Below are 23,733 nucleotides of genomic sequence, written 5' to 3' on the forward strand. Positions count from 1 at the left end.
TAGAAAAGCAATGATACATGCTTTTCTCGACAAGGTGTAATGATTCACCTATAATAAATCCTCAGATAAAGTTGAGAGGGATGGAGAAAAATGAAGCTACATACATTACTATCTTATTTGCACGCTTTAGTTAAATATGAAGGGGATAATCCAGACATTACCTCGATAGAGAATGATAACCGTAAAGTAAAGGACGGTAGTTTATTTGTTTGTATTCAAGGGTACACCGTTGATGGCCATGAGTTCGCGAAATCTGCTGTAGACAATGGAGCAAGTGCCATTCTTGCTGAGCGACCGCTTGATTTACCGGTACCCGTTATCGTTGTTCGAGATACAAAGCGGGCAATGGCGGTACTGGCCGATGCTTTTTACGGTCATCCAACACAAAAGCTATGCTTAATTGGCATTACTGGCACAAATGGTAAAACAACAACGAGCCATCTTTTAGAGAAAATCTTTGGTGACCAACAACAAACAACCGGGTTAATCGGCACGATGTATACGAAAATCGCTGATCAAACGTATGAAACGAAAAATACAACACCCGATAGTGTGACGTTGCAGCAAGCGTTTCATCAAATGATTGAAGCAAACGTAGATACCGCTATTATGGAAGTGTCGTCACATGCTTTAGAGCTTGGGCGGGTGCATGGCTGTGATTATGATATTGCAGTTTTTACCAATTTAACGCAAGACCATCTAGATTTTCATAAAACGATGGAACATTATAAACAAGCAAAATCTTTGCTTTTCTCTCAGCTTGGAAATACTTATATAGAGAACCGTCCTAAATATGCTGTGTTAAATGCCGATGATGAAGCAGCAGAAGATTTCATTAAGGCAACTGCAGCGACGGTTGTGACATATGGGATTGACAAACCAGCTGATGTCGTTGCTAAGGATATTCATATTTCGGCAAAAGGGACCGCATTTACGCTTGTATTTGCGAATGAAGAGCGACAAGTGCAACTGCAGCTTATGGGTAAGTTCAGTGTGTATAACGTACTAGCGGCAATTTCAGCAGCATTATGTGCCGGTGTAGATTTAGATGCAAGCATTCAATCAATCGAGGAAGTAAAAGGTGTTTCGGGTCGTTTTGAACTTGTTTCAGCAGGGCAAGCCTTTCCTGTTATTGTAGATTATGCTCACACACCGGACAGCTTAGAAAATGTGTTGAAAACAGTTCAAGAATTTGCGGAGAAAAAGATTTTTGTCGTTGTTGGATGCGGAGGCGACCGAGATAAAACAAAACGTCCACTGATGGCTAAAATTGCTTGTCAATTTGCGACGCTGCCAATTTTTACTTCCGATAACCCACGTAGCGAAAATCCAAGCCAAATTTTACGTGATATGGAAACAGGCGTTGCTGGCCAACTGTATAAAGTAATAGAGGATCGTCGTGAGGCAATCGCCTATGCAGTTTCACAAGCTGAAGCTGGTGATGTAATTCTCATTGCCGGAAAAGGACATGAAACGTATCAACTAATAGGAGATCAAGTGTTGCACTTTGATGACCGTGAAGAAGCAAAGAAAGCAATTTTAAACAAATAAATGATTTTATTGTATGAGGAATGAGGGAGTAAGGAATGTTGGAACAAGTGATTTTTTATACGATTTTGGTAGCTTTTTTAATTACCGTCCTGCTCTCCCCGATTTTTATTCCATTTTTAAGAAGGCTTAAATTTGGGCAAAGCATTCGGGAAGAAGGGCCAAAATCACATCAAAAGAAAACAGGAACACCAACGATGGGCGGCATCATGATTTTGCTTGCGGTTACGATTGCGACACTCGTGATGACATTTAAATTTTCAGAACCATCGTTTGAAACATATTTATTATTATTTGTTACATTAGGGTTTGGTTTATTAGGCTTTTTAGATGATTTTATTAAAGTAGTGATGAAGCGAAATCTCGGTTTAACATCGAAGCAAAAATTATTCGGTCAAATCGTTATTGCTGTTATTTTTTATTTAATTTATCGACGCGCCGATCATTTTGTTCCTTCTTTAACGATTCCAGGAACGGATGTTGCTATTGATTTTGGATGGTTTTATGTATTTATTGTTATCTTCTGGCTTGTTGGGTTCTCGAATGCCGTGAATTTAACAGATGGTTTAGATGGGCTTGTTTCCGGGACATCAGCCATTGCTTTTGGAGCATTTGCTGTACTTGCTTGGAATCAATCTCAATATGATGTCGCGATTTTCTCTGTAGCTGTTGTAGGTGCGGTACTAGGTTTTCTTGTCTTTAATGCTCATCCGGCTAAGGTATTTATGGGGGACACAGGCTCGCTCGCTTTAGGTGGAGCCATCGCTTCGATTGCGCTGTTAACAAATTTAGAATTAATGCTTGTTATTATTGGTGGAGTCTTTGTTATTGAAACATTGTCGGTTATTTTGCAAGTTGGTTCGTTTAAATTAAGAGGAAAAAGAATTTTTAAAATGAGCCCGCTGCACCATCATTATGAGCTTTCTGGCTGGTCAGAGTGGCGCGTTGTTGTGACGTTTTGGACGGTAGGATTACTTTGTGCAGTGCTCGGAATCTATTTAGAGGTGTGGGTGTAAAATGAAGGAAACAGCAAAATATTCACAAAAAAAAGTATTGGTATTAGGGTTAGCGAAAAGCGGGGTCACGGCTGCTTCCCTTCTTCATAAGCTAGGAGCATTTGTAACGGTGAATGATATGAAGCCGCTGTCTGAGAATCCTGAGGCACAAGGGCTGCTAGAGCAAGGTATTAAAGTGATATGCGGGAGTCATCCTATTGAGCTGTTAGATGAAGGCTTCGAGCTAATTGTCAAAAATCCAGGAATTCCTTATCGTAATCCGCTTATCAAAGGGGCTCTCGAAAAAGGGATTCCCGTTATTACGGAAGTAGAGCTTGCTTATCAAATTAGTGAGGCGCCGTTTGTTGGGATTACTGGAACAAATGGGAAAACAACGACGACCACATTAATTTTTGAAATGTTAAAGGCTGGGGACAAGTCGCCGTTAATTGCTGGAAATATTGGTACAGTTGCTTCCGGTGTGGCTAAAGAGGCAAAAGCAGAGGATACAATCGTCATTGAGCTATCATCGTTTCAGTTAATGGGGATTGAAGAGTTTCGCCCAGAAATCGCGCTTGTGACAAATTTATATGATGCTCATCTCGATTATCATAGCTCGAAGCAAGAATATGCAGAGGCGAAAGCAGCGATCACAAAAAACCAACAAAAGACAGATTTCTTTGTTTACAATGCAGACCAAGAAGAAGTAAGACGCATGGCTGCCGGCTCACAGGCGGAGTTAGTTCCATTTTCAGCGACGACAAAGCAGGAGCAAGGTGCCTATGTAGAAGCAGGTGTTGTTTATTTCCGCGGTGAAAAAGTGATGAATACAGCGGATATTGCTCTGCCAGGTAAACATAATTTAGAAAATGTTTTAGCCGCTATATCTGCTGTGAAATTAAAAGGTGTTTCAAATGAAGCGATTCAATCGGTACTGTCGTCGTTTCATGGGGTAGAACACCGTTTGCAATATGTAGCCACAATAGAGAATCGTAAATTTTATAATGATTCAAAAGCGACGAATATTTTGGCTGCTTCTAAGGCGCTTGCGTCTTTCTCAGAACCAACGATTTTACTAGCCGGCGGGCTGGATCGCGGCAATGAGTTTGACGAATTGAAGGTGAGTATGAAAAACGTGAAAGCTGTTGTGACATTTGGACAAACAGCAGAGAAAATTGAACGTGTAGCAAAAGAAATAGGAATAACGAATATTAAACGTGTCGATAATGTAGTAACGGCTGTTCCGGTTGCTTTCGAATTATCAAACGAAGGCGACTGCATTCTCCTTTCTCCAGCTTGTGCAAGCTGGGACCAATATAAAACATTTGAGCAAAGAGGGGACATGTTTATGGAGGCTGTGCATAAGCTGAAGTAAGAGCTTTTTATTGAAAGTATTTGGGCTTTACAGAAGAAAGCAGCATTGCTTTCACTTCGACATCTTAGAAAAAAGCGATAATGGTGGTTATCGCTTTTTTTTTGACTAAAGTATAGCCTGCCTATGTACAACTTCAGCTGGTGTTGCTCGCAAAAGGCTCTAAAATCTTCTTAGAGGTGGATTGTCTGTGCCATTAAAAAAATCTAATCCCGATTTAATTCTCATTATCGTGACACTAAGTCTTTTGGCCATCGGTTTAACTATGGTATACAGCGCCAGCGCTATTTGGGCAGATTATAAATTTGATGATTCTTTTTATTTTGCGAAGCGTCAGTTGTTGTTTGCCTGTTTAGGCGTTGTCGCTATGTTTTTTATTATGAATGTTGATTATTGGACGTGGCGCACATGGGCGAAACTGCTGGTTATTGTTTGCTTTATTTTACTATTAGCTGTTCTTGTGCCTGGAATTGGGATGGCACGTAATGGGTCGCGAAGCTGGATTGGCGTTGGAGCTTTTTCCGTTCAACCATCAGAATTTATGAAGCTGGCGATGATTGCTTTTTTAGCCAAGTTTCTTTCTGAACGGCAAAAGCTGATTACATCATTTAAAAAAGGGATGCTGCCATCTTTAAGCCTTGTCTTTTTAGCTTTTGGGCTAATTATGCTTCAGCCTGATTTAGGAACGGGCACAGTTATGGTTGGTACGTGTATGGTCATGATTTTTATTGCTGGAGCAAGAATTAGCCACTTTGTTGGGCTAGGTTTAATCGGGGTTGCAGGTTTCGTAGTCCTCGTATTATCGGCTCCGTATCGAATAAAGCGGATTACGTCTTTCTTGGATCCGTGGGAAGACCCTCTTGGAAGCGGATTCCAAATGATTCAATCTTTGTATGCAATTGGTCCAGGAGGTTTGTTTGGTCTTGGATTAGGGCAAAGTCGGCAAAAGTTCTTTTATCTTCCGGAGCCGCAAACGGATTTTATCTTTGCTATTTTATCGGAGGAATTAGGGTTTATTGGAGGCTCGCTCGTCCTCTTTTTATTTGCTCTAATGCTTTGGCGAGGAATTCGCATCGCCCTAGGTGCTCCAGACCTTTATGGCAGTCTTGTGGCTGTTGGGATTATTGGAATGGTAGCCATTCAAGTTATGATTAATATTGGCGTTGTAACCGGGTTGATGCCGGTTACCGGAATTACCTTGCCTCTTTTAAGTTACGGGGGATCTTCGTTAACGTTGATGCTTATGGCCATCGGTGTGTTGTTGAATATTAGTCGTTATTCCCGCTTTTAAGGAGAAGCTCTGTTCATATAGAGCTTCTTTTTTTTTATAAGCCGCTGTCTAAATCAATCATCATTGATTAACAGAGGTTCGGGAAAAATTACCAATATAGATTATGGAGAATTTGTATAGAATTATTGGCATTAATGCCCTGTTTAGACTATAGTATAAGAGGCTAAAACGATGTAAAATAGTGATACGTCTGTCATGGTGTTAAATCAAATTGTACGTCGGAATGTAGATGAAACATTTCGCTTTTAATACGTTAAAAACGTTTAATTACCCCAAAGAGTTAAAGGGGAAGAAAAGACATGGACTTTCTTTACTAGAGAGACAAGTGATGCTTTTCTAAAAGGAATATTGAGGAGGCTTACTTTTATGATAGAGGCAATTGTACAACAATTAAGAGATTTACAGGTTGGTAAAGTTCTTGTGAATGAACCGCTTGCAAATCATACAACGATGAAAATGGGAGGACCTGCGGATTTATTTATTGAACCTTCTTCGATTGAAAATTTGGAAAAAACGATGAAGATTATTAGAGAGAATAATGTGCCTTGGCGTGCAATCGGAAGAGGATCTAATTTGCTTGTAAGTGATGCTGGCATCGAAGGAGCCCTTATTAAATTGGGCAAAGGATTAGATCATTTGGAGATAAATGAGTCGGAAATCCGAGTTGGAGCAGGCTATTCGCTTGTTAGTCTTTCTGTGCAAATTAGTAAAAAAGGGTTAGCGGGTCTGGAGTTTGCCAGTGGCATTCCAGGGTCAGTTGGAGGCTCTGTGTATATGAATGCAGGGGCCCATGGTTCCGATATGAGCGAGATATTAGAGAAGGCTTATGTTTTATTTGCTGATGGAACGCTTGCGTGGCTCTCTAAAGAAGAGATGGAATTCTCTTATCGAACATCTATTTTACAAAAAAAACGCCCGGGAATTGTGTTAGAGGCTATCTTTCAGTTAACACCTGGTAATCGGGAAGAAATTGTAGCTAAAATGCAGAGCAATAAAAACTATCGGAAAGAGACACAGCCGTACAATCTTCCTTGTGCAGGCAGCATTTTTAGGAATCCGCTTCCTCATTATGCAGGGCAGCTTGTACAAGAGGCTGGTTTAAAAGGGTATTCCATTGGTGGTGCACAAATTTCACCGATGCATGGTAATTTCATTGTAAATACGGGAAATGGAAAGGCTGCAGATGTGTTAGCTTTAATTCAATATGTAAAAGACACCGTGTTTAAACAATATGGAATTATGATGGAGACAGAAGTTGAAATAATTGGTCGAAAATAATGGAACAATCTATAAACATACTTATGTACTGTGATATAATAAATTGCGGAAAATGAAGAATCGTCGAGTTTGAATAACTATTCTTGTAAATAAATGATGGTGTAGAGCTTAATTAAATTGAATAAGACGAAGTCGCTTTTCTGGTGTTTGATTTTACTTTTTAGGAAGAGGTGAAAGGGGTGGAGAAAGGGAAAGTCATTTCAATTGAGGATCGCATTCCAAAACTGAAAAAGATAAGAAAGAGAAAAACAAATCGTCGTTTAATATTCTTGCTCTCTCTTTTTTTTATTCTGGTTGGTTGCGTATTATACTTTCTATCACCATTAAGCCATGTAAAATCGGTTGAAGTAGAGGGAAATCGATATTTGTCTAAGGCGCAGATTGCAAAGCTGAGTAATATAAACAAAAATCAAAGTATATGGAAGGTCGACACAGCACAAATTGCGGCTAATATAAAGGAAAATCCTGAAATTAAGAGTGCTGAGGTCGTTCCTGTGTTTCCTAATTCGATTAAAATTACAGTATCAGAACATAATAAAATGGCTTATTTGCTTAAAGGAAAGCATTTTTATCCTATTCTTGAAAATGGAGAGATATTAGATGGTTTAGAGTCAGGAGAAATCCCTGTATTTGCTCCTGTGTTAATTGATTTCAAAGAAGGAAAAGCTTTGAATCGCTTGTTGGAGGAATTGGTAAAATTACCAGAAGAAATCCAGAATTTGGTTTCAGAAATTCATTATAAACCAACAAAAATGGATCCGTATCATATTATAATGTATATGAATGACGGGTTTGAAGTAAGCGCGACAAGCGAAACTCTCTCTGAAAAAATGGTGCACTATCCCTCAATTGCAAATCAGTTAGATCCTAAAGTAAAAGGGATTATTGATTTAGAGGTAGGTTCATTTTTCAAAGCCTATCAGCCTCCTGAACAAAAGGAAGGGAAAGAGGAAGACTAAGGAATAGAAGGATATCTTTCTAATATCAATGCAATCTAGGAAATTTCTAAATTATATATTAAAAAAGTAATAAGAGATTCCGAAATAAGATATAGCGATTATTATCGTTTGATCTTATATTGTATAATTTGTGTTGAAATTTCCTTTAAATGGTACCTATTAGAAGGAAATGAGGTAGGAAGATTCGTTCATACGGTGTCACATTCTGTTTATATATCAGAATATATACAGGTTTATTATAATCGTGTGTCAACCGTATGTTTATCTTTTCTAGACGTGAATCTTAGTGTAGACTTGTATTGAGTATAGGCTGTGTTTGACAAAAAAACTTTTTGAAATTTTACGTTCATGTTCGGATGAGTTGGATAAAATGGTTGACTTCTTATAAAAAAACGAAAAAATCGTTCGTTTTTAAAAGGGAAACAGCTATAAATGACGAATAGATTAAGGAAATATCTATTATTGCTAGAAAATGGATATCCTTTTGCCGGGGCAGAAAGTAAGGTTGTCAAATAAGTTAAGAACGAAAATACTTTGCTTATAATTAATTGCTCTTACTATATAAACGTTAACGTTGTAATTCCAAAAAAATATATAATACTGAAGGAGGTGCCATGGAATGAACAGCAATGAATTTTACGTTAGTCTCGACATCGGTACATCCAGTGTAAAAGTAATCATTGGGGAAATGGTTAATGATACATTAAACATTATTGGTGTGGGAAATGTCAAATCAATGGGACTTAAAAAGGGATCCATAGTCGATATAGATGAAACCGTTCAATCTATTCAAAAAGCTGTTGAACAAGCGGAAAGAATGATTGGAATGGAGATACGAAAAGTAGTTGTCGGCATTAGCGGTAACCATGTGGATCTTCAGCCTTGTCATGGGGTTGTAGCTGTTTCAAGCGAGAACAAAGAAATTACAGAACATGATGTGCTGCGTGTTAAAGAGGCAGCTGAGCTGATTACAATACCATCGGATCGTGAAATTATTGATACTGTGCCGATTCATTACAAAGTGGATGAATTAGACGAGATTAATGACCCAAGAGGTATGATTGGGGTTCGGCTTGAAATGCGTGGTATTTTAATTACAGGTCTACGCACGCTTTTACATAATTCGTTAAGATGTGTAGAGAAAGCAGGATTAGAAATTATAGATATCGCCCTTCAACCATTGGCAGCAGGCTCACTTGTGTTATCGAGGGATGAAAAGGATCTTGGCGTAGCCTTGGTAGATATTGGCGGGGGTTCTACGACATTAGCCATCTTTGAACAGGGTTACTTGAAATATACATTGGTCATCCCAATTGGTGGAGAAACGATTACGAAGGATCTTTCCATTGTGCTTCGAACGACGACAGAAGATGCAGAGAAGATTAAACTTAAGCATGGACATGCCTTTTATGATGATGCTTCTGAAGAGGAAGTATTTCAAATTCCGATTATTGGCAGCGACCAACAACAGCCTTGTAATCAATTAATGTTGGCAGATATAATTGAGGCAAGGATGACTGAAATATTTGAGTTGATCCAAGATGAATTAAATAGACTTGGATTCTCAGATGTACCAGGAGGGTTTGTACTAACTGGCGGTGGTGTGAAGATGCCTGGCGTGCTAGATTTAGCACAATACATTTTCCAAAATCGAGTCAGAACGGCTGAGCCGAATTATATTGGAGTTCGTGAACCACAATATACGACAGCTGTTGGTTTGATTAAACATGCATGTAAAAAAGAGAGAATGCAGAAAAACACTGCTACAAAGACACCTGATGTTGCTATGCCGACTCAAGAACAAAACGAGCCGCGTAAACCAAGGCAGACACAACAGCCGCAAGAGGCCCCTGCTAAAAAACAAGGTGAATCTAAATTCAAAAAAATTCTAGGATACTTTTTTGAATAAAACAAAGAAAAAGGGAATTTCGTCAAAATAGGAGGCTTGTCATGTTAGAGTTTGATTCTAATTTAGAACAATTAGCAATGATAAAAGTTATAGGTGTTGGCGGCGGCGGAAACAATGCTGTGAACCGTATGATTGAGCATGGAGTGCAAGGTGTAGAATTTATTGCTGTGAACACCGATGCTCAAGCTCTTAATCTATCTAAAGCAGAAGTAAAGATGCAAATCGGCGGTAAACTAACACGTGGATTAGGTGCCGGTGCGAATCCAGAGGTTGGGAAGAAAGCGGCCGAAGAAAGTAAAGAACAAATCGAAGAAGCTCTTCGTGGTGCAGATATGGTGTTTGTTACTGCTGGTATGGGCGGCGGAACAGGGACTGGTGCAGCTCCAGTTATTGCGCAAATTGCAAGAGATTTAGGAGCTCTAACGGTTGGAGTGGTTACTCGTCCATTTACATTCGAAGGACGCAAGCGTGCGACACAGGCCCAAGGCGGCATTTCAGCGATGAAGGAATCGGTAGACACGTTAATTGTTATTCCAAACGATCGTCTTTTGGAAATTGTTGATAAAAGTACACCGATGCTTGAAGCATTCCGTGAAGCGGATAATGTTCTTCGTCAAGGGGTACAAGGTATTTCAGATTTGATTGCTACACCAGGTTTGATTAACCTCGATTTTGCCGATGTGAAGACGATTATGTCAAACAAAGGCTCTGCTCTTATGGGAATTGGAATTGCCTCTGGAGAAAATCGTGCAACAGAAGCTGCGAAAAAAGCAATCTCCAGTCCATTGCTTGAAAAATCCATTGATGGTGCACAAGGTGTGCTTATGAATATTACAGGTGGTACGAATTTAAGTTTATTTGAAGTTCAGGAAGCAGCTGATATTGTAGCGACTGCATCTGATCAAGAGGTAAACATGATTTTTGGTTCGGTCATTAATGAGAATTTAAAAGATGAAATCGTTGTAACGGTTATTGCAACAGGCTTCAATGAGGTAGAGCAACCATTACGTCAGCCTACACGTCCTTCATTTGGACAACAGCAACCGAGAACACAACCACAACCACAATCTCAACAGCCATCACAGCCGACTATGAAGCGTGAAGTGAAAAGAGAAGAAACACATGAGCCACCGGTTCGCAGTGTAAATACTCAAGCGGAAGAAACATTAGATATTCCAACATTCCTTCGCAACCGTAATAAACGTCGTTAAGGAATAATAATGATTGAAAAAGATTCAAAGGTTACGATTTTATGTAGCCTTTGAATCTTTTTTTGTTTATCTACAAGTATTGTCGATTTTTCTCTAGTCCCTCATGCTTTAGTTTTAGACTTTTTTTGGGGCTATGCTTCTATTTGAAAAAAAGAATCAATACTTATAGTGTTTTTTCAACAAAAAGGTTGAAAAACTTTTACAATTTCAGCACAAAAAGTGACACACTTTCGCAAAGCAGGTACGTTATACTCTTTTCAAGAACGATAGACCATCAACAAGGGTGATCTACATGATTATGAAAAATGAAGTGGAAGAATAAAGGCGGCGTGAACGTAAGCATGCACCACTAAAAGCCCTAGGATACATCAAATGTTCCCCTAACTTGAAGGTGATGTAAAAAGATGCGGAGTTCCGCCCCTTTTCCTTCGAAAGGAGTGGACGGCTTGACAGTATACGTAGATATCATTTGGCTATTAAATTGGCTTTTTGACTGTCTTCTTTTGTATTGGACTGCGATTATCTTAAAGCGAAGAGTGCCGTTATGGCGGCTAGTAGCAGGTGGTTTAGTCGGTTCCTTCATTATCGCGTTGGCATTCACTTCATATTCTGCTTTGACTGATAACATCTATATGAAATTATTATTTTCCGTCTTTATGGTGTTGACTGTATTTGGCTTTATTCGTTTAAAACTTTTTTTGAAGACACTTATGACACTGTATTTTGTGACCTTTTTATCAGGAGGAATTTTACTTGGGCTCCATTATTTCTTCTCGTTTCAAGTGGCAGAAATGTCTACTAGTACACAAATGGGTATGAATCGCTTCGGTGATCCGATGAGCTGGCTGTTTGTAGCGCTTGGTTTTCCACTTGCGTGGCAGTTTTCGAAACGAATGCTTGATGGAATGGAAATGACGAAACTCAACTATGACCAGATAGTGACGGTAACGGTTGAGGTAGCAGACTTTAAAGCTGAATTTCAAGGTCTCATTGATAGCGGGAATCAGCTGTATGATCCGATTAGTCGCTCCCCGGTCATGATTGCGTCAATTGTTGGACAGGAGTCACATATCCCGGCTGATATGTTGGAGCTTTTTGAAAATCCTGATACTATGCTGCAAGAAGGTGAAATGACGAACTACACCTGGGCTGAACGAATTCGCGTGATTCCTTATAAAGTAGTTGGACAGAGTCATCAATTATTGACCGCTATTAAACCAGATTCTTTGCGCATTCAGTATGATGAAAAAGTATACGAAGTAGAACGTGGCCTTGTGTCGTTCACTTTGCAGCAGCTTTCGGCAGAGAATACGTATCAATGTATTGTGCATCCGAAAATGTTGACAGGCATTCCTGTTCCGAATGCTTCATAGGGCGGTAGTCTATGAGTCTCATTTTTATTACAAAAGATCGTTAATGGATGTGTCATGTAACAAAGTTGTTCATCCATCCACATATGGAATACACCATACTCGCGTTCAATAACAAAGTCTAAGTGTAGAAGGGAGAATTATTTTGAGGAAATTTATTCTTCGTATAACGTACTTGTGGTACAAATTATTATTTAAATTAGGGCTCAAAACAGATGAGGTTTTTTATATAGGCGGAAGTGAAGCGCTGCCACCGCCCCTATCAAAAGAAGAAGAAGAAATCTTGATTAATAAGTTACCAAAGGGAGATGAGGCGGCTCGTTCCATCTTAATTGAACGTAACTTAAGACTTGTGGTCTATATTGCTCGTAAATTTGAGAACACAGGCATTAATATTGAGGATCTTATCAGCATCGGAACGATTGGGTTAATTAAGGCGGTTAATACGTTTAACCCAGAGAAGAAAATTAAATTAGCCACCTATGCATCGAGATGTATTGAAAATGAAATTCTCATGTATTTACGAAGAAACAATAAAATTCGTTCGGAAGTATCGTTTGATGAACCATTAAATATTGATTGGGATGGGAATGAGCTTCTGCTGTCAGATGTATTAGGTACAGAGGAAGATATTATTACGAAAGATTTAGAAGCGAATGTTGATCGAAATTTATTAACGAAAGCATTAACCCAACTATCGGACCGTGAAAAGCAAATTATGGAGCTGCGCTTTGGACTAGCAGGTGAAGAGGAGAAGACTCAAAAGGATGTAGCAGATATGCTTGGTATTTCTCAATCTTATATCTCCCGTTTGGAAAAACGAATTATTAAGCGGCTTCGAAAAGAGTTTAATAAAATGGTGTAAAAATTTTTTCTAATGCTGATAAATAGTGATGTAATCAATATTCTTTAGCTAAACTGACATGTTTCGACGACAAACAAGTGCATATTTTTCCCTCCCGCGGAGATACTGATGTTTGTACAGCGCTCCTGTGAGGAGGGAATAAATTTGTCTCGTAATAAGGTTGAAATCTGCGGTGTTGATACATCGAAATTACCGGTTTTAAAGAATGATGAAATGAGAGTACTCTTTAAAGAAATGCAGGATGGCGATATTTCAGCAAGAGAGAAACTGGTAAATGGGAATCTTAGGCTCGTTTTGAGCGTCATTCAACGCTTTAATAATCGCGGGGAATATGTAGATGATCTATTTCAGGTAGGCTGTATAGGGTTAATGAAGTCCATTGATAACTTTGACCTCGGTCAAAATGTAAAATTTTCAACGTACGCTGTACCCATGATTATTGGTGAAATTAGACGTTACTTGCGTGATAATAATCCAATTCGTGTGTCTCGTTCGTTAAGGGATATCGCCTACAAAGCTTTGCAAGTAAAAGAAAAGCTCATAAGCCAAACGCTTCGTGAGCCAACAGCAGAAGAAATCGCAAAAGTGTTGGAGGTACCCCATGAGGAAATTGTCTTTGCTCTAGATGCGATCCAAGATCCTGTTTCTTTGTTTGAACCGATTTATAATGACGGCGGGGATCCAATTTATGTACTCGACCAGTTAAGTGACGAGAAAAACAAAGATAGTACGTGGATTGATGAAATTGCTGTGAACGAAGGCATGCGCCGCTTAAATGAACGCGAAAAAATGATTTTACGTAAACGATTCTTCCAGGGAAAAACGCAAATGGAGGTAGCTGAGGAAATCGGCATTTCACAGGCGCAAGTTTCTCGGTTAGAAAAAGCGGCCATTAAACAAATGAATAAAAATATCCAACATTAAGCGCGTTACAAGCTTGCCAAACTGGGTAAAGAAGCCCTTCTTTACCCTTTGCTCAGCAAGCTATGTAGCGGGCTTTTTATTTTGGTTCATTTATATATATGGGACCAGAGCGAATAGGAGTAAAAAATCACCAACCCTCACTTTATCTCACACTCAATGGGCAGTAAGACCCTACTGATGGAAGTTTCACTTTATATGACATGATTGAGTTGAATGAACCATATTATTGAACATATTCTTCTTTTTCATCGATTATGTTTCATGGGAGCCTTTGTCTTATCATATATATAAATCAACAGGTACATCAATGAAATGGAGCTGATGTTCGTTGACAAGAATTTCTGATTTTCAGATTAAAGATATTGTTAATATAGCAGACGGAAAAAAGCTAGGAAATATGACTGATTTAGAAATTAATACAACTACTGGTAAAATTGAAGCGATTGTTGTTTCTAACAGTAGCAGATGGATGGGAGTATTTGGGCGGGATCAGGAAATCGTCATTCCATGGCATAAAATTAAAAAAATTGGAACGGATGTTATTCTCGTTGAGCACCAGTTATTGTTTCAAACAGAAATACCCGATGATCAGTATTAACATGAGCGATTGCGTGATAAATGTGGTACACTAAATAAAAAATAATGAGGAATAATATATGCGAGAACCATTTACTTTAATCAAAGATCGATATTTGCTTATTGACTCATGGACTAAAAAAGATTCTAACCTTGTTGCAGGGTTTACGACGAAAAATGGCGGAGTGAGTCAAAAAGAGTATCAAACGCTAAATATTGGCTTTCACGTTGATGATCGTCTCGTAGATGTGCAGGCCAATCGCCGTCTTTTGGCAGAGGATCTTTCATTTTCATTGAATTGTTGGGTTGGTGCAGAGCAAACGCATGAAACCTGTATTCAACGAATCGGTCGTTCAGATGTAGGCAGAGGAGCGATCGAATATGAATCTAGCTTCAAAAGGACAGACGGTTTTTATACATCGGAGAAAAATATATTGCTGACTCTCTGTTATGCGGATTGTGTGCCATTATTGTTTTATGCACCGAAACAAGGCTTTATCGGAGCGGCACATGCTGGGTGGAAAGGGACGGTTGGTGAAATCGCCGGTAAAATGATTAAAGCCTGGCAAGGAGAGGGCATATCAGCAAACGAAATCTTTGTTGTGATGGGACCTTCGATTTGTTCAAATTGCTATATGGTAGATGATAAAGTTATCCACCGTGTGCAAAAATTGCTGGAAGAATATGACGAAAAGCCATATAATTTAATCAGTGAAGGACAGTATCAATTAGATTTGAAGCATTTAAACGCTATCATATTAGAAAAATCCGGAGTTCCAAAACATCAGATAGATATATCAACCTATTGTACAAGCTGTCATGATGATTTATTTTATTCACATCGACGTGATAAAGGACGTACAGGTCGTTTGATGAGCTTTATTGGTTGGAAGGAGGAGTAACGTAGTTGTGAAAGTTGCAGATAAATTAGTACACATCGAAGAACAAATACAAGAGGCATGCGCGCGTAGCAACAGGAAACGTGAGGAGGTTACGCTAATTGCTGTTACGAAATATGTAACAACAGAGCGGGCAAAGGAAGCTCTCGAAGCGGGAATTGAGGACTTAGGAGAAAACCGTGACGAAGGGCTTTTAACTAAATATGAAGTATTACAGGACAGGCCTAATTGGCACTATATAGGATCATTACAAACACGTAAAGTGAAGAGTGTTATTGATAAAATTGCCTATATTCATTCATTGGATAGAATTTCTTTAGCAGCAGAGATTCAAAAACGAGCAAATGAACCGATAAAATGTTTAGTACAGGTAAATGTTTCTGGTGAAGAATCTAAACATGGACTTAAACCGAGTGAAGTGCTCCCATTTATTCAAGAATTAGCGGAGTATGATCAAATCATTGTAGCCGGGTTGATGACAATGGCACCGCTAACAGATGATGAGCAAGTATTGCGAACATGCTTCCGAGGACTTAAAGAACTTCAAATGCAGATTCAGGGGGCTGAGATTGATTATGCACCGTGTACGGAGTTATCAATGGGAATGTCTAATGATTTTGTCATTGCGATTGAAGAGGGAGCAACGATGATTCGAATAGGTACTGCATTGGTAGGCGAAGAATCTTAAGGAGGTACGCGAATGTCGATTGTATCAAAATTCAAATCTTATTTTGCGTTAGATGATGAGTATGAGTATAAGGAAGAAGTGGTAGAGAAAGAGGTTGAAGAGCCAAAAGTGGTTAAGACCTCGAAGCCAGCTCCTGTTAATACATCGAATAATAATATCGTAAGTTTGCAAAGCGTACAAAAATCTTCTAAAGTAGTATTATTGGAACCTCGTGCTTATGCGGATGCACAGGAAGTAGCCGATCATTTAAATAATAAGCGAGCGGTTGTTGTGAATTTACAACGAATTCAGCGTGATCAAGGAAAGCGTATCGTTGATTTTCTAAGTGGTACCGTTTATGCAATTAATGGGGATATTCAAAAAATAGGAACAGATATTTTTTTATGTACTCCTGCTAACGTCGATGTTTCTGGAAACATTACTGGTTTCGGATTCGATGAGGAAGATGAGGAAACGAGGTGGTAGTATTTTATGGGGTTAATCTTAAGTTTATTTGTAACAATTATTGAAGTGTATTCTATCGCATTAATTATTTATATTTTAATGTCATGGTTCCCGAATGCTAGAGAGTCAGCTGTCGGTCAGTTTTTTGCTAAAGTTTGTGAGCCGTATTTAGAACAGTTCCGCAAATTTATTCCACCGCTAGGAATGATTGATATTTCTCCAATCGTGGCGATACTTGTTTTAAATCTTGCGAAATCAGGCGTGTTTCAACTTGCTAATTGGATTAGCTGACAAGTGATGTACTCTTTAGAGTAAACGTGCGTAGTCTGCAATAAACGCATACAATTTTTACATTGTCAATCATGAACATACATAGGGAGTTGTACATGAGTATTTATCAACATTTTAGACCGGAGGAAAAGGAGTTTATCGATGGAGCTGCGAGTTGGATTCAACAAGTGAAGAACTCTTATGCACCGAAGCTTACAGACTTTCTTGATCCGCGTCAGCAGCAAATTGTTCTTTCTTTGTTAGGACGTGATGAGGATGTTAATTTGCAATTTTATGGTGGTGCTGATACGGTAGAACGTCGACGAGCGTTATTATTTCCAGACTACTTTTCCCCGGAATTGAGCGACTTTCAACTCAGTCTCTATGAAATCTCTTATCCTAAAAAATTTATTACACTTGAACATCGTCATGTACTTGGAACGCTCATGTCGCTCGGATTAAAGCGCGAAAAATTTGGTGATATTCTCATAAAAGATGACGAGGTTCAGTTTGTTGCGGCCCAAGAAATCGATACGTATTTAATGGCTAATCTTGAAAAGGTCGGAAAAGCAACAATAACGATTAAGAAACGCCCATTTTCACACATTATTCAAGTAGATGAGAATTGGGTGGAGCACTATTTAACTGTTAGCTCTTTAAGGCTTGATACGGTACTTGCAACGGCTTTGAATCTATCACGACAAAAGGCTCAGGCATTGATTGCGGCCGGTAAAGTGAAATTGAATTTTAAGCAAACGGAAAAAACTTCCGAGGACTGCCAAGTTGGAGATGTGATTTCGGTTAGAGGATTTGGTCGATGTAAAATGATTTCAATTGATGGGAAAACAAAAAAAGACAAGTGGAAAGTGCTAATCGGTAAGAAGAAATAATCGTTTAGTGAAAGGGATTTTATAGATATTTGTCGAATCATAGAGAGAAGAATTTGTTGTGGAGGTGCCCTTAATGCCCTTAACTCCGATGGATATACATAATCAAGAGTTTAGTAAAGTGTTTCGTGGGTATGATGAAGATGAGGTAAATGAATTTCTTGATCAAATTATTAAAGATTATGAGCTCGTTTTACGAGAAAAGAAAGAAATTGAACAAAAATTAGAAGAAACATACGAACGCCTAGGGCATTTTACAAATATTGAAGGTACACTTAATAAATCGATTCTGGTTGCTCAAGAAGCAGCGGAAGAAGTGAAGCGTAATGCGCAAAAAGAAGCAAAATTGATTATTAAAGAAGCTGAAAAGAATGCGGATCGGATTGTCAACGATTCGTTACTTAAGGCGCGTAAAATAGCAGTTGAAATCGAAGAGCTCAAGAAGCAATCGAAAGTGTTCCGCATGCGCTTTAAAATGCTTGTCGAAGCACAGCTTGATTTATTAGATAATGAGGATTGGGATCACCTTCTTGAATATGAAGTAGATGCAACTGAAATTGAAATAAATGATGGAATGAAGGAAGAAAATTAAACGATTCCTTGACGAGTAGTACGTATTTCGCATATAATTTTTTAACAAAACCATTTAGATAATTAAGTAGACGATGACGGGGACAGTATATTTCTTCAAAATCTTATTTAAGCGATTCGGGGATGGTGAGAGCCCGGAAATAAGAGAAGAATAGAAGATCACCCTAGAGTTCCAAGTTGAACGCAATTTTGCTAGTAAACAAGGCGTTACATTCACGTTATGAATGCTCAAAGAGGATGGCTCTTGTTTTTTAGAAGAGTAATCTAACCAGGGTGGTACCGCGGGAATTCAAGCTTTCTCGTCCCTTTACTAGGGATGAGGAGGCTTTTTTATTTGCCCTGTCATTGTTTCAGAAAATTGTCTAAATACAGATGGAGGATATATACATGGATTATAAAGATACGTTATTGATGCCAAAAACAGAATTTCCGATGCGTGGGAATTTACCGAAGCGTGAACCGGAAATTCAAGCAAAATGGGAAGAAGTGAATATTTACAAACAAGTGCAACAGCATACAGAAGGGCGCCCGTTATTTATCTTGCATGATGGTCCTCCTTATGCAAATGGCGATATTCATATGGGGCATGCGTTGAATAAAATTTTAAAAGATTTTATCGTTCGCTTTAAATCGATGAACGGTTTTCATGCCCCTTATGTACCAGGGTGGGATACGCACGGTTTACCAATTGAAACGGCATTAACGAAAAAAGGTGTAAAACGTAAAGAAATGAGCGTAGCTGAATTCCGCAAGCTTTGTGAAGAGTACGCTTATGAGCAAATTAATAATCAACGTGAACAATTTAAGCGTTTAGGTGTTCGTGGGGATTGGGAAAACCCGTATATTACATTAAAGCCAGAATATGAAGCACAACAAATTAAAGTGTTCGGTGATATGGCGAAAAAAGGTTATATCTATAAGGGGAAAAAACCTGTTTATTGGTCTCCTTCAAGTGAATCAGCGCTTGCTGAAGCGGAGATTGAGTATCAAGATAAACGTTCGGCTTCTATCTATGTTGCATTTGAAGTACGTGATGGAAAAGGGGTTCTTGAAGAAGGGGTCAAAATTGTCATTTGGACGACAACGCCTTGGACAATGCCTGCTAACTTAGGAATTTCTGTTCATCCGCAATTGAAATATGTGGTTGTAGAAGCTGCGGGTGAGAAATATTTAGTTGCCGAAGCATTACTTGAAGCTGTAACGACAGCGATCGGTTGGGAAAACCCACAAGTCATTCAAACGGTAAAAGGTGCAGAGCTAGATCGTGTAGTAGCGAAACATCCACTATATGACCGCGATTCATTAGTCATGCTAGGTGAGCACGTTACAACAGATGCTGGTACAGGATGTGTTCATACGGCACCAGGACACGGGGAAGATGACTTTATCGTTGGTCAAAAGTATGGTTTAGATGTTCTTTGTCCAGTAGATGAAAAAGGTGTTATGACAGAAGAAGCTGGTGAATTTGCAGGATTATTCTATGATGAAGCAAATAAACCAATTACAGAAAAATTAAAAGAAGCAGGGGCGTTGTTAAACTTAAGCTTTATCACCCATTCTTATCCACATGATTGGCGCACAAAGAAACCGACAATTTTCCGTGCAACGGCTCAATGGTTTGCCTCAATTAAAGACTTCCGTGAAGACCTGTTAACAGCGATTGCTGAAACGAAATGGGTGCCAGCGTGGGGAGAAACGCGTCTGTATAATATGGTTCGTGATCGTGGCGATTGGTGTATTTCTCGTCAACGTGCATGGGGTGTTCCGATTCCGGTGTTTTATGCGGAAAATGGTGAACCGATTATCACAGACGAAACGATTAATCATGTATCAGAATTATTCCGTGAACATGGTTCAAACGTGTGGTTTGAGCGTGAAGCGAAAGACCTTCTTCCTGAAGGGTTTACGCATGAAGGCAGCCCAAATGGCGTGTTTACAAAAGAAACAGATATTATGGATGTTTGGTTTGACTCTGGTTCTTCCCATCAAGCCGTTTTAGAGGAGCGCGATGAGCTGCAACGTCCAGCAGATTTATATTTAGAAGGCTCTGACCAATATCGTGGTTGGTTTAACTCTTCTCTTTCTACAGGGGTTGCAGTGACAGGCAAAGCACCATATAAAGGCGTATTAAGTCATGGATTTGCTTTAGATGGTGAAGGCCGTAAAATGAGTAAATCCGTTGGAAATGTCGTTATCCCGGCAAAAGTTATGAATCAATTAGGTGCTGATATTTTACGTCTATGGGTAGCATCTGTAGATTATCAAGCAGATGTTCGTGTATCGGATGCTATTTTGAAACAAGTGGCGGAAGTATACCGTAAAATCCGTAATACATTCCGTTTCTTATTAGGAAACCTAGACGGTTTTAATCCAGAAACAGATAAAGTAGCGATCGCTGACTTACGTGAAGTCGATCAATACATGTTAGTGAAATTAAATAAATTAATTAAAAATACGAAACAAGCATATGACAACTATGAATTCGCGACAATTTATCATCTTATCAATAACTTCTGTACACAAGATTTAAGTTCATTCTATCTTGATTATGCGAAAGATATTTTATACTGTGAAGCACCGAATGGGCGAGATCGTTTAGCGATTCAAACGGTACTATACGAAGCGTTAGTAAGCTTAACGAAACTTGTTTCACCAATTCTTTCTCATACAGCGGATGAAGTATGGGCGTTTATTCCAGGTGTAACAGAAGCAAGCGTTCAATTGACGTTAATGCCTGAAGAGCTTTCAATCGATGGAGCAGAAGCGATTGAAGAAAAATGGAATATGTTTATGAACTTGCGTAATGATGTGTTAAAAGCATTGGAAGAAGCGCGTAATGAAAAAGTAATCGGTAAGTCGTTAAATGCGAAAGTATCAGTGTATGTGAAGGATGATGTGAAAAACCTGCTTGCCAGCATTGAAGAAAACATGGAGCAATTATTCATCGTTTCACAATTCGAAGTAGCAGGTGATGTATCTGAAGCTCCTCAAGAGGCAGTTACACTAGAATATGCGGCAATTGTTGTTTCAAAAGCGAACGGTGAAACATGTGAGCGTTGCTGGAATGTGTCTGAAGCGGTTGGTGAAGTGGAAGAGCATGCAACATTATGTCCACGCTGTGCAACAGTTGTAAAAGAACATTATGTCAATCAATAATTTTTTAGAGAACTAGACCTTCTATCGGGTCTAGTTCTTTTTTTTAGCTTTTATTAAACAATATTTTTGAACGTGCTCTATTCTTTTTTTTCTCCTTTTTACATACTTTGTTATAGACAGACTTCGAGGAGGCGAATACAGATGAAAATTTCAGCTATTAAGCAACAAGCGAGAGGTGCTTTACAAGGAAATTGGGGACTTTGTGTTCTTCTTTCTTTTCTTACATTCCTGATTTTTGCCATTGTTCCAAATGTTATATCCCTTCTATTTGGTGGAGGATGGGAGTTAAGTGAGGTAAGTGAGGGGTCAGCCGAGGTAGCATGGCAAGGAAGTATAGCAAATATTATTGTGTCCCTTCTTTTGATTCCATTATCGGTTGCGGTGTATTGGTTTTATCTTTCGATTGCTCGTCTAGAAGGAGCTAGGTTATCGCAAGTGTTTGCAATTTATGCTGATTGGAAAAAATCATTGAAATTAATCGGAACGTCGATTGTAGTGAGCATTTTTGTTTTTCTTTGGACCTTATTATTTATTATTCCAGGTATTATTAAACAATTTTCTTATTCCCAAACATTTTTCTTGTTAAAGGATCATCCGGAATATTCAATTTTAGAGGCCATTACGGAAAGTAAAGTGCGAATGAAAGGATATAAGTGGAAATATTTCTTGCTTCATTTAAGTTTTATCGGATGGGGGATTCTCTCTGTAATTACATTTGGAATCGGATTTTTATGGTTAATTCCTTATATTACAACATCAACAGCTACCTTTTATAATGAGTTGATTAAAACACAAGAGTCACAGTGACATAAAGTGAAACTTCCATCAGTGAGGGCCTTATTGCCTGTTAAGTGTGAAGTAGAGTAATACGGAAAGGCGTTGTAGAGGACATATCTGCAACGTCTTTTTGTTGGTGGATAGAAAGGATAAGCGATTTGAGGGACTGACTAGAGTGTCTTGAGCTTTTCTCATTCACATTCGCCATGAAATCGTTGTTTATGCTACAATGCATAAGTAAAGATTGAATTAGTTTGGGGGAAGTGTGATGCGGTATTACGTAATTGCCCTTTTTGTAATTGTAATGGATCAGCTGACAAAATGGATGATTGTGAAAAAGATGGAGTATGGTGACAGCATTGAAGTAATTGAAAATCTTTTGTATATTACTTCACATCGAAATCGCGGGGCTGCATGGGGAATACTAGAAGGACAAATGTGGTTGTTCTATATAATTACAGTTGGTGTTGTAATTGCTCTTGTTTATTACATACAGAAAATGGCGAAGCAAAGCGCCTTAATCGGTGTTTCATTAGCTTTTATGCTCGGCGGGGCCATTGGGAATTTTATCGACCGCGTATTTCGTCAAGAGGTGGTTGATTTTGTACATACGTATATTTTTACCTATAGCTTCCCAATCTTTAATGTAGCAGATGCCGCGTTAACGATTGGAGTCGGACTACTTATTATTTACATGATATTAGAAGAAAAACTCGCTAAGGAGAAAAAAAATGGATAAATTGCAATACAGCATAGATGAAACACTACAAGGAGTACGGATCGATAAAGCGTTATCGACGTTAAATCAAGAAGGGTCGCGCACGCAAATTCAGCAGTGGATTAAAGAGCAGCATGTGCTCGTAAATGGATCTGTTGTAAAAACTAATTATAAATGCAGTGCAGGAGACCTCGTTGAAATTACAATTCCAGAACTCGAGGAGCTAGATGTTGTTGCTGAACCGATGGATTTAGATATCTATTATGAAGATGCGGATGTACTAGTCGTTAATAAGCCAAGAGGGATGGTCGTGCATCCAGCGCCTGGACATCATTCTGGTACACTTGTAAATGGCTTAATGGCTCATTGTACAGACTTATCTGGTATTAATGGGGTGATGCGTCCTGGAATCGTTCATAGAATTGATAAAGATACATCCGGCTTACTTATGGTAGCCAAAAATGATGTAGCTCATGAAAGCCTTGTACAGCAATTAGTAGATAAAACGGTGACGCGTAAATATCAAGCGGTTGTTCACGGGGTTATTCCTCATGATTATGGAACAATTGACGCACCAATTGGTCGTGATAAAAAAGATCGCCAAAGTATGACCGTTACAGAGGAGAATTCGAAGCATGCCGTTACTCATTTCCGTGTAATCGAGCGTTTTAAAGCTCATACATTAGTAGAATGTCAGCTTGAAACAGGAAGAACGCATCAAATTCGTGTACATATGAAGTATATTGGTTTTCCGCTTGCGGGTGATCCAAAATATGGTCCGAAGAAAACGTTGAAATTCAATGGACAAGTGCTTCATGCAGGGTTACTTGGATTTGTGCATCCTCGTACACAAGAATATTTAGAATTCGAGGCACCACTTCCTCAAGATTTTGTTGAATTACTCGATTATTTACGAAAAAGTAATTGACAATACTACGTAAACGTTTTATTATAATAATAACTTAATGAACCTTTAACACAGTCCAGAGAGGCTGAGAAGGTAAC

At 38.8% G+C, this 23,733-nt stretch carries 22 protein-coding genes and 1 other annotated feature; all 22 genes read left to right on the forward strand.

The window, feature by feature from the left end:
* Positions 1-90 precede the first annotated feature (90 nt).
* The 22 genes from BAOM_RS07290 (at position 91) to BAOM_RS07395 (ending at position 23,656) form a co-directional block, all read left to right on the forward strand.
* The gene (locus BAOM_RS07290) at positions 91-1,551 is read left to right on the forward strand and encodes a UDP-N-acetylmuramoyl-L-alanyl-D-glutamate--2,6-diaminopimelate ligase (protein ID WP_127759705.1); all 1,461 of its coding nucleotides are present in this window, start codon (positions 91-93) and stop codon (positions 1,549-1,551) included.
* A gap of 35 nt (positions 1,552-1,586) precedes the next feature.
* Positions 1,587-2,564: a phospho-N-acetylmuramoyl-pentapeptide-transferase gene (gene mraY / locus BAOM_RS07295; protein WP_127759706.1), complete on the forward strand. Its 978-nt coding sequence runs from the start codon at positions 1,587-1,589 to the stop codon at positions 2,562-2,564.
* A 1-nt stretch (position 2,565) separates the two neighbouring features.
* Positions 2,566-3,918, forward strand: a complete 1,353-nt coding sequence (gene murD / locus BAOM_RS07300) for a UDP-N-acetylmuramoyl-L-alanine--D-glutamate ligase (protein WP_127759707.1) — start codon at positions 2,566-2,568, stop codon at positions 3,916-3,918.
* Between the two features lie 187 nt (positions 3,919-4,105).
* On the forward strand, positions 4,106-5,206 hold the full coding sequence (gene spoVE / locus BAOM_RS07305; protein ID WP_127759708.1) for a stage V sporulation protein E: 1,101 nt from the start codon (positions 4,106-4,108) through the stop codon (positions 5,204-5,206).
* 366 nt (positions 5,207-5,572) lie between these two features.
* Positions 5,573-6,484 (forward strand): UDP-N-acetylmuramate dehydrogenase, encoded by a 912-nt coding sequence (gene murB / locus BAOM_RS07310; protein WP_373995319.1) that lies wholly within the window; start codon positions 5,573-5,575, stop codon positions 6,482-6,484.
* Positions 6,485-6,663: 179 nt separating this feature from the next.
* On the forward strand, positions 6,664-7,443 hold the full coding sequence (locus BAOM_RS07315; RefSeq protein WP_127759709.1) for a cell division protein FtsQ/DivIB: 780 nt from the start codon (positions 6,664-6,666) through the stop codon (positions 7,441-7,443).
* Between the two features lie 619 nt (positions 7,444-8,062).
* Complete coding sequence (ftsA, locus tag BAOM_RS07320; protein WP_127759710.1) at positions 8,063-9,352, forward strand: cell division protein FtsA; 1,290 nt, start codon at positions 8,063-8,065, stop codon at positions 9,350-9,352.
* A 41-nt stretch (positions 9,353-9,393) separates the two neighbouring features.
* A complete protein-coding gene (ftsZ, locus tag BAOM_RS07325) occupies positions 9,394-10,563 on the forward strand; it encodes a cell division protein FtsZ (protein ID WP_127759711.1) in 1,170 nt (389 codons plus the stop codon).
* Between the two features lie 446 nt (positions 10,564-11,009).
* The gene (gene spoIIGA, locus BAOM_RS07330) at positions 11,010-11,936 is read left to right on the forward strand and encodes a sigma-E processing peptidase SpoIIGA (RefSeq protein ID WP_127759712.1); all 927 of its coding nucleotides are present in this window, start codon (positions 11,010-11,012) and stop codon (positions 11,934-11,936) included.
* A gap of 142 nt (positions 11,937-12,078) precedes the next feature.
* Positions 12,079-12,798, forward strand: a complete 720-nt coding sequence (gene sigE / locus BAOM_RS07335) for an RNA polymerase sporulation sigma factor SigE (RefSeq protein WP_119116647.1) — start codon at positions 12,079-12,081, stop codon at positions 12,796-12,798.
* A 144-nt stretch (positions 12,799-12,942) separates the two neighbouring features.
* Complete coding sequence (sigG, locus tag BAOM_RS07340; protein WP_119116646.1) at positions 12,943-13,722, forward strand: RNA polymerase sporulation sigma factor SigG; 780 nt, start codon at positions 12,943-12,945, stop codon at positions 13,720-13,722.
* A 328-nt stretch (positions 13,723-14,050) separates the two neighbouring features.
* Complete coding sequence (locus BAOM_RS07345; RefSeq protein WP_127759713.1) at positions 14,051-14,320, forward strand: YlmC/YmxH family sporulation protein; 270 nt, start codon at positions 14,051-14,053, stop codon at positions 14,318-14,320.
* 58 nt (positions 14,321-14,378) lie between these two features.
* The gene (gene pgeF / locus BAOM_RS07350) at positions 14,379-15,200 is read left to right on the forward strand and encodes a peptidoglycan editing factor PgeF (protein WP_127759714.1); all 822 of its coding nucleotides are present in this window, start codon (positions 14,379-14,381) and stop codon (positions 15,198-15,200) included.
* A gap of 7 nt (positions 15,201-15,207) precedes the next feature.
* Positions 15,208-15,885, forward strand: coding sequence for a YggS family pyridoxal phosphate-dependent enzyme (locus BAOM_RS07355; protein ID WP_127759715.1), 678 nt, complete (start codon positions 15,208-15,210; stop codon positions 15,883-15,885).
* A 12-nt stretch (positions 15,886-15,897) separates the two neighbouring features.
* Positions 15,898-16,350 (forward strand): cell division protein SepF, encoded by a 453-nt coding sequence (locus BAOM_RS07360; protein WP_119116642.1) that lies wholly within the window; start codon positions 15,898-15,900, stop codon positions 16,348-16,350.
* A 6-nt stretch (positions 16,351-16,356) separates the two neighbouring features.
* Positions 16,357-16,620: a YggT family protein gene (locus tag BAOM_RS07365; protein WP_127759716.1), complete on the forward strand. Its 264-nt coding sequence runs from the start codon at positions 16,357-16,359 to the stop codon at positions 16,618-16,620.
* A 95-nt stretch (positions 16,621-16,715) separates the two neighbouring features.
* Positions 16,716-17,489, forward strand: coding sequence for a YlmH family RNA-binding protein (locus tag BAOM_RS07370; RefSeq protein ID WP_127759717.1), 774 nt, complete (start codon positions 16,716-16,718; stop codon positions 17,487-17,489).
* Between the two features lie 73 nt (positions 17,490-17,562).
* Entirely contained in the window at positions 17,563-18,078 is a 516-nt protein-coding gene (locus tag BAOM_RS07375) for a DivIVA domain-containing protein (RefSeq protein WP_127759718.1), read from the forward strand.
* A gap of 64 nt (positions 18,079-18,142) precedes the next feature.
* Positions 18,143-18,387 (forward strand) — a binding site (T-box leader).
* A 77-nt stretch (positions 18,388-18,464) separates the two neighbouring features.
* A complete protein-coding gene (ileS, locus tag BAOM_RS07380; RefSeq protein ID WP_127759719.1) occupies positions 18,465-21,233 on the forward strand; it encodes an isoleucine--tRNA ligase in 2,769 nt (922 codons plus the stop codon).
* Positions 21,234-21,374: 141 nt separating this feature from the next.
* Complete coding sequence (locus BAOM_RS07385; RefSeq protein WP_127759720.1) at positions 21,375-22,040, forward strand: DUF975 family protein; 666 nt, start codon at positions 21,375-21,377, stop codon at positions 22,038-22,040.
* Between the two features lie 238 nt (positions 22,041-22,278).
* Positions 22,279-22,749, forward strand: a complete 471-nt coding sequence (lspA, locus tag BAOM_RS07390) for a signal peptidase II (protein WP_127759721.1) — start codon at positions 22,279-22,281, stop codon at positions 22,747-22,749.
* Complete coding sequence (locus BAOM_RS07395; protein ID WP_127759722.1) at positions 22,742-23,656, forward strand: RluA family pseudouridine synthase; 915 nt, start codon at positions 22,742-22,744, stop codon at positions 23,654-23,656. Before lspA ends, BAOM_RS07395 begins: the two co-directional genes overlap by 8 nt.
* Positions 23,657-23,733 lie beyond the last annotated feature (77 nt).

Source organism: Peribacillus asahii (assembly GCF_004006295.1).
Classification (GTDB): Bacteria; Bacillota; Bacilli; order Bacillales; family DSM-1321; genus Peribacillus; species Peribacillus asahii_A.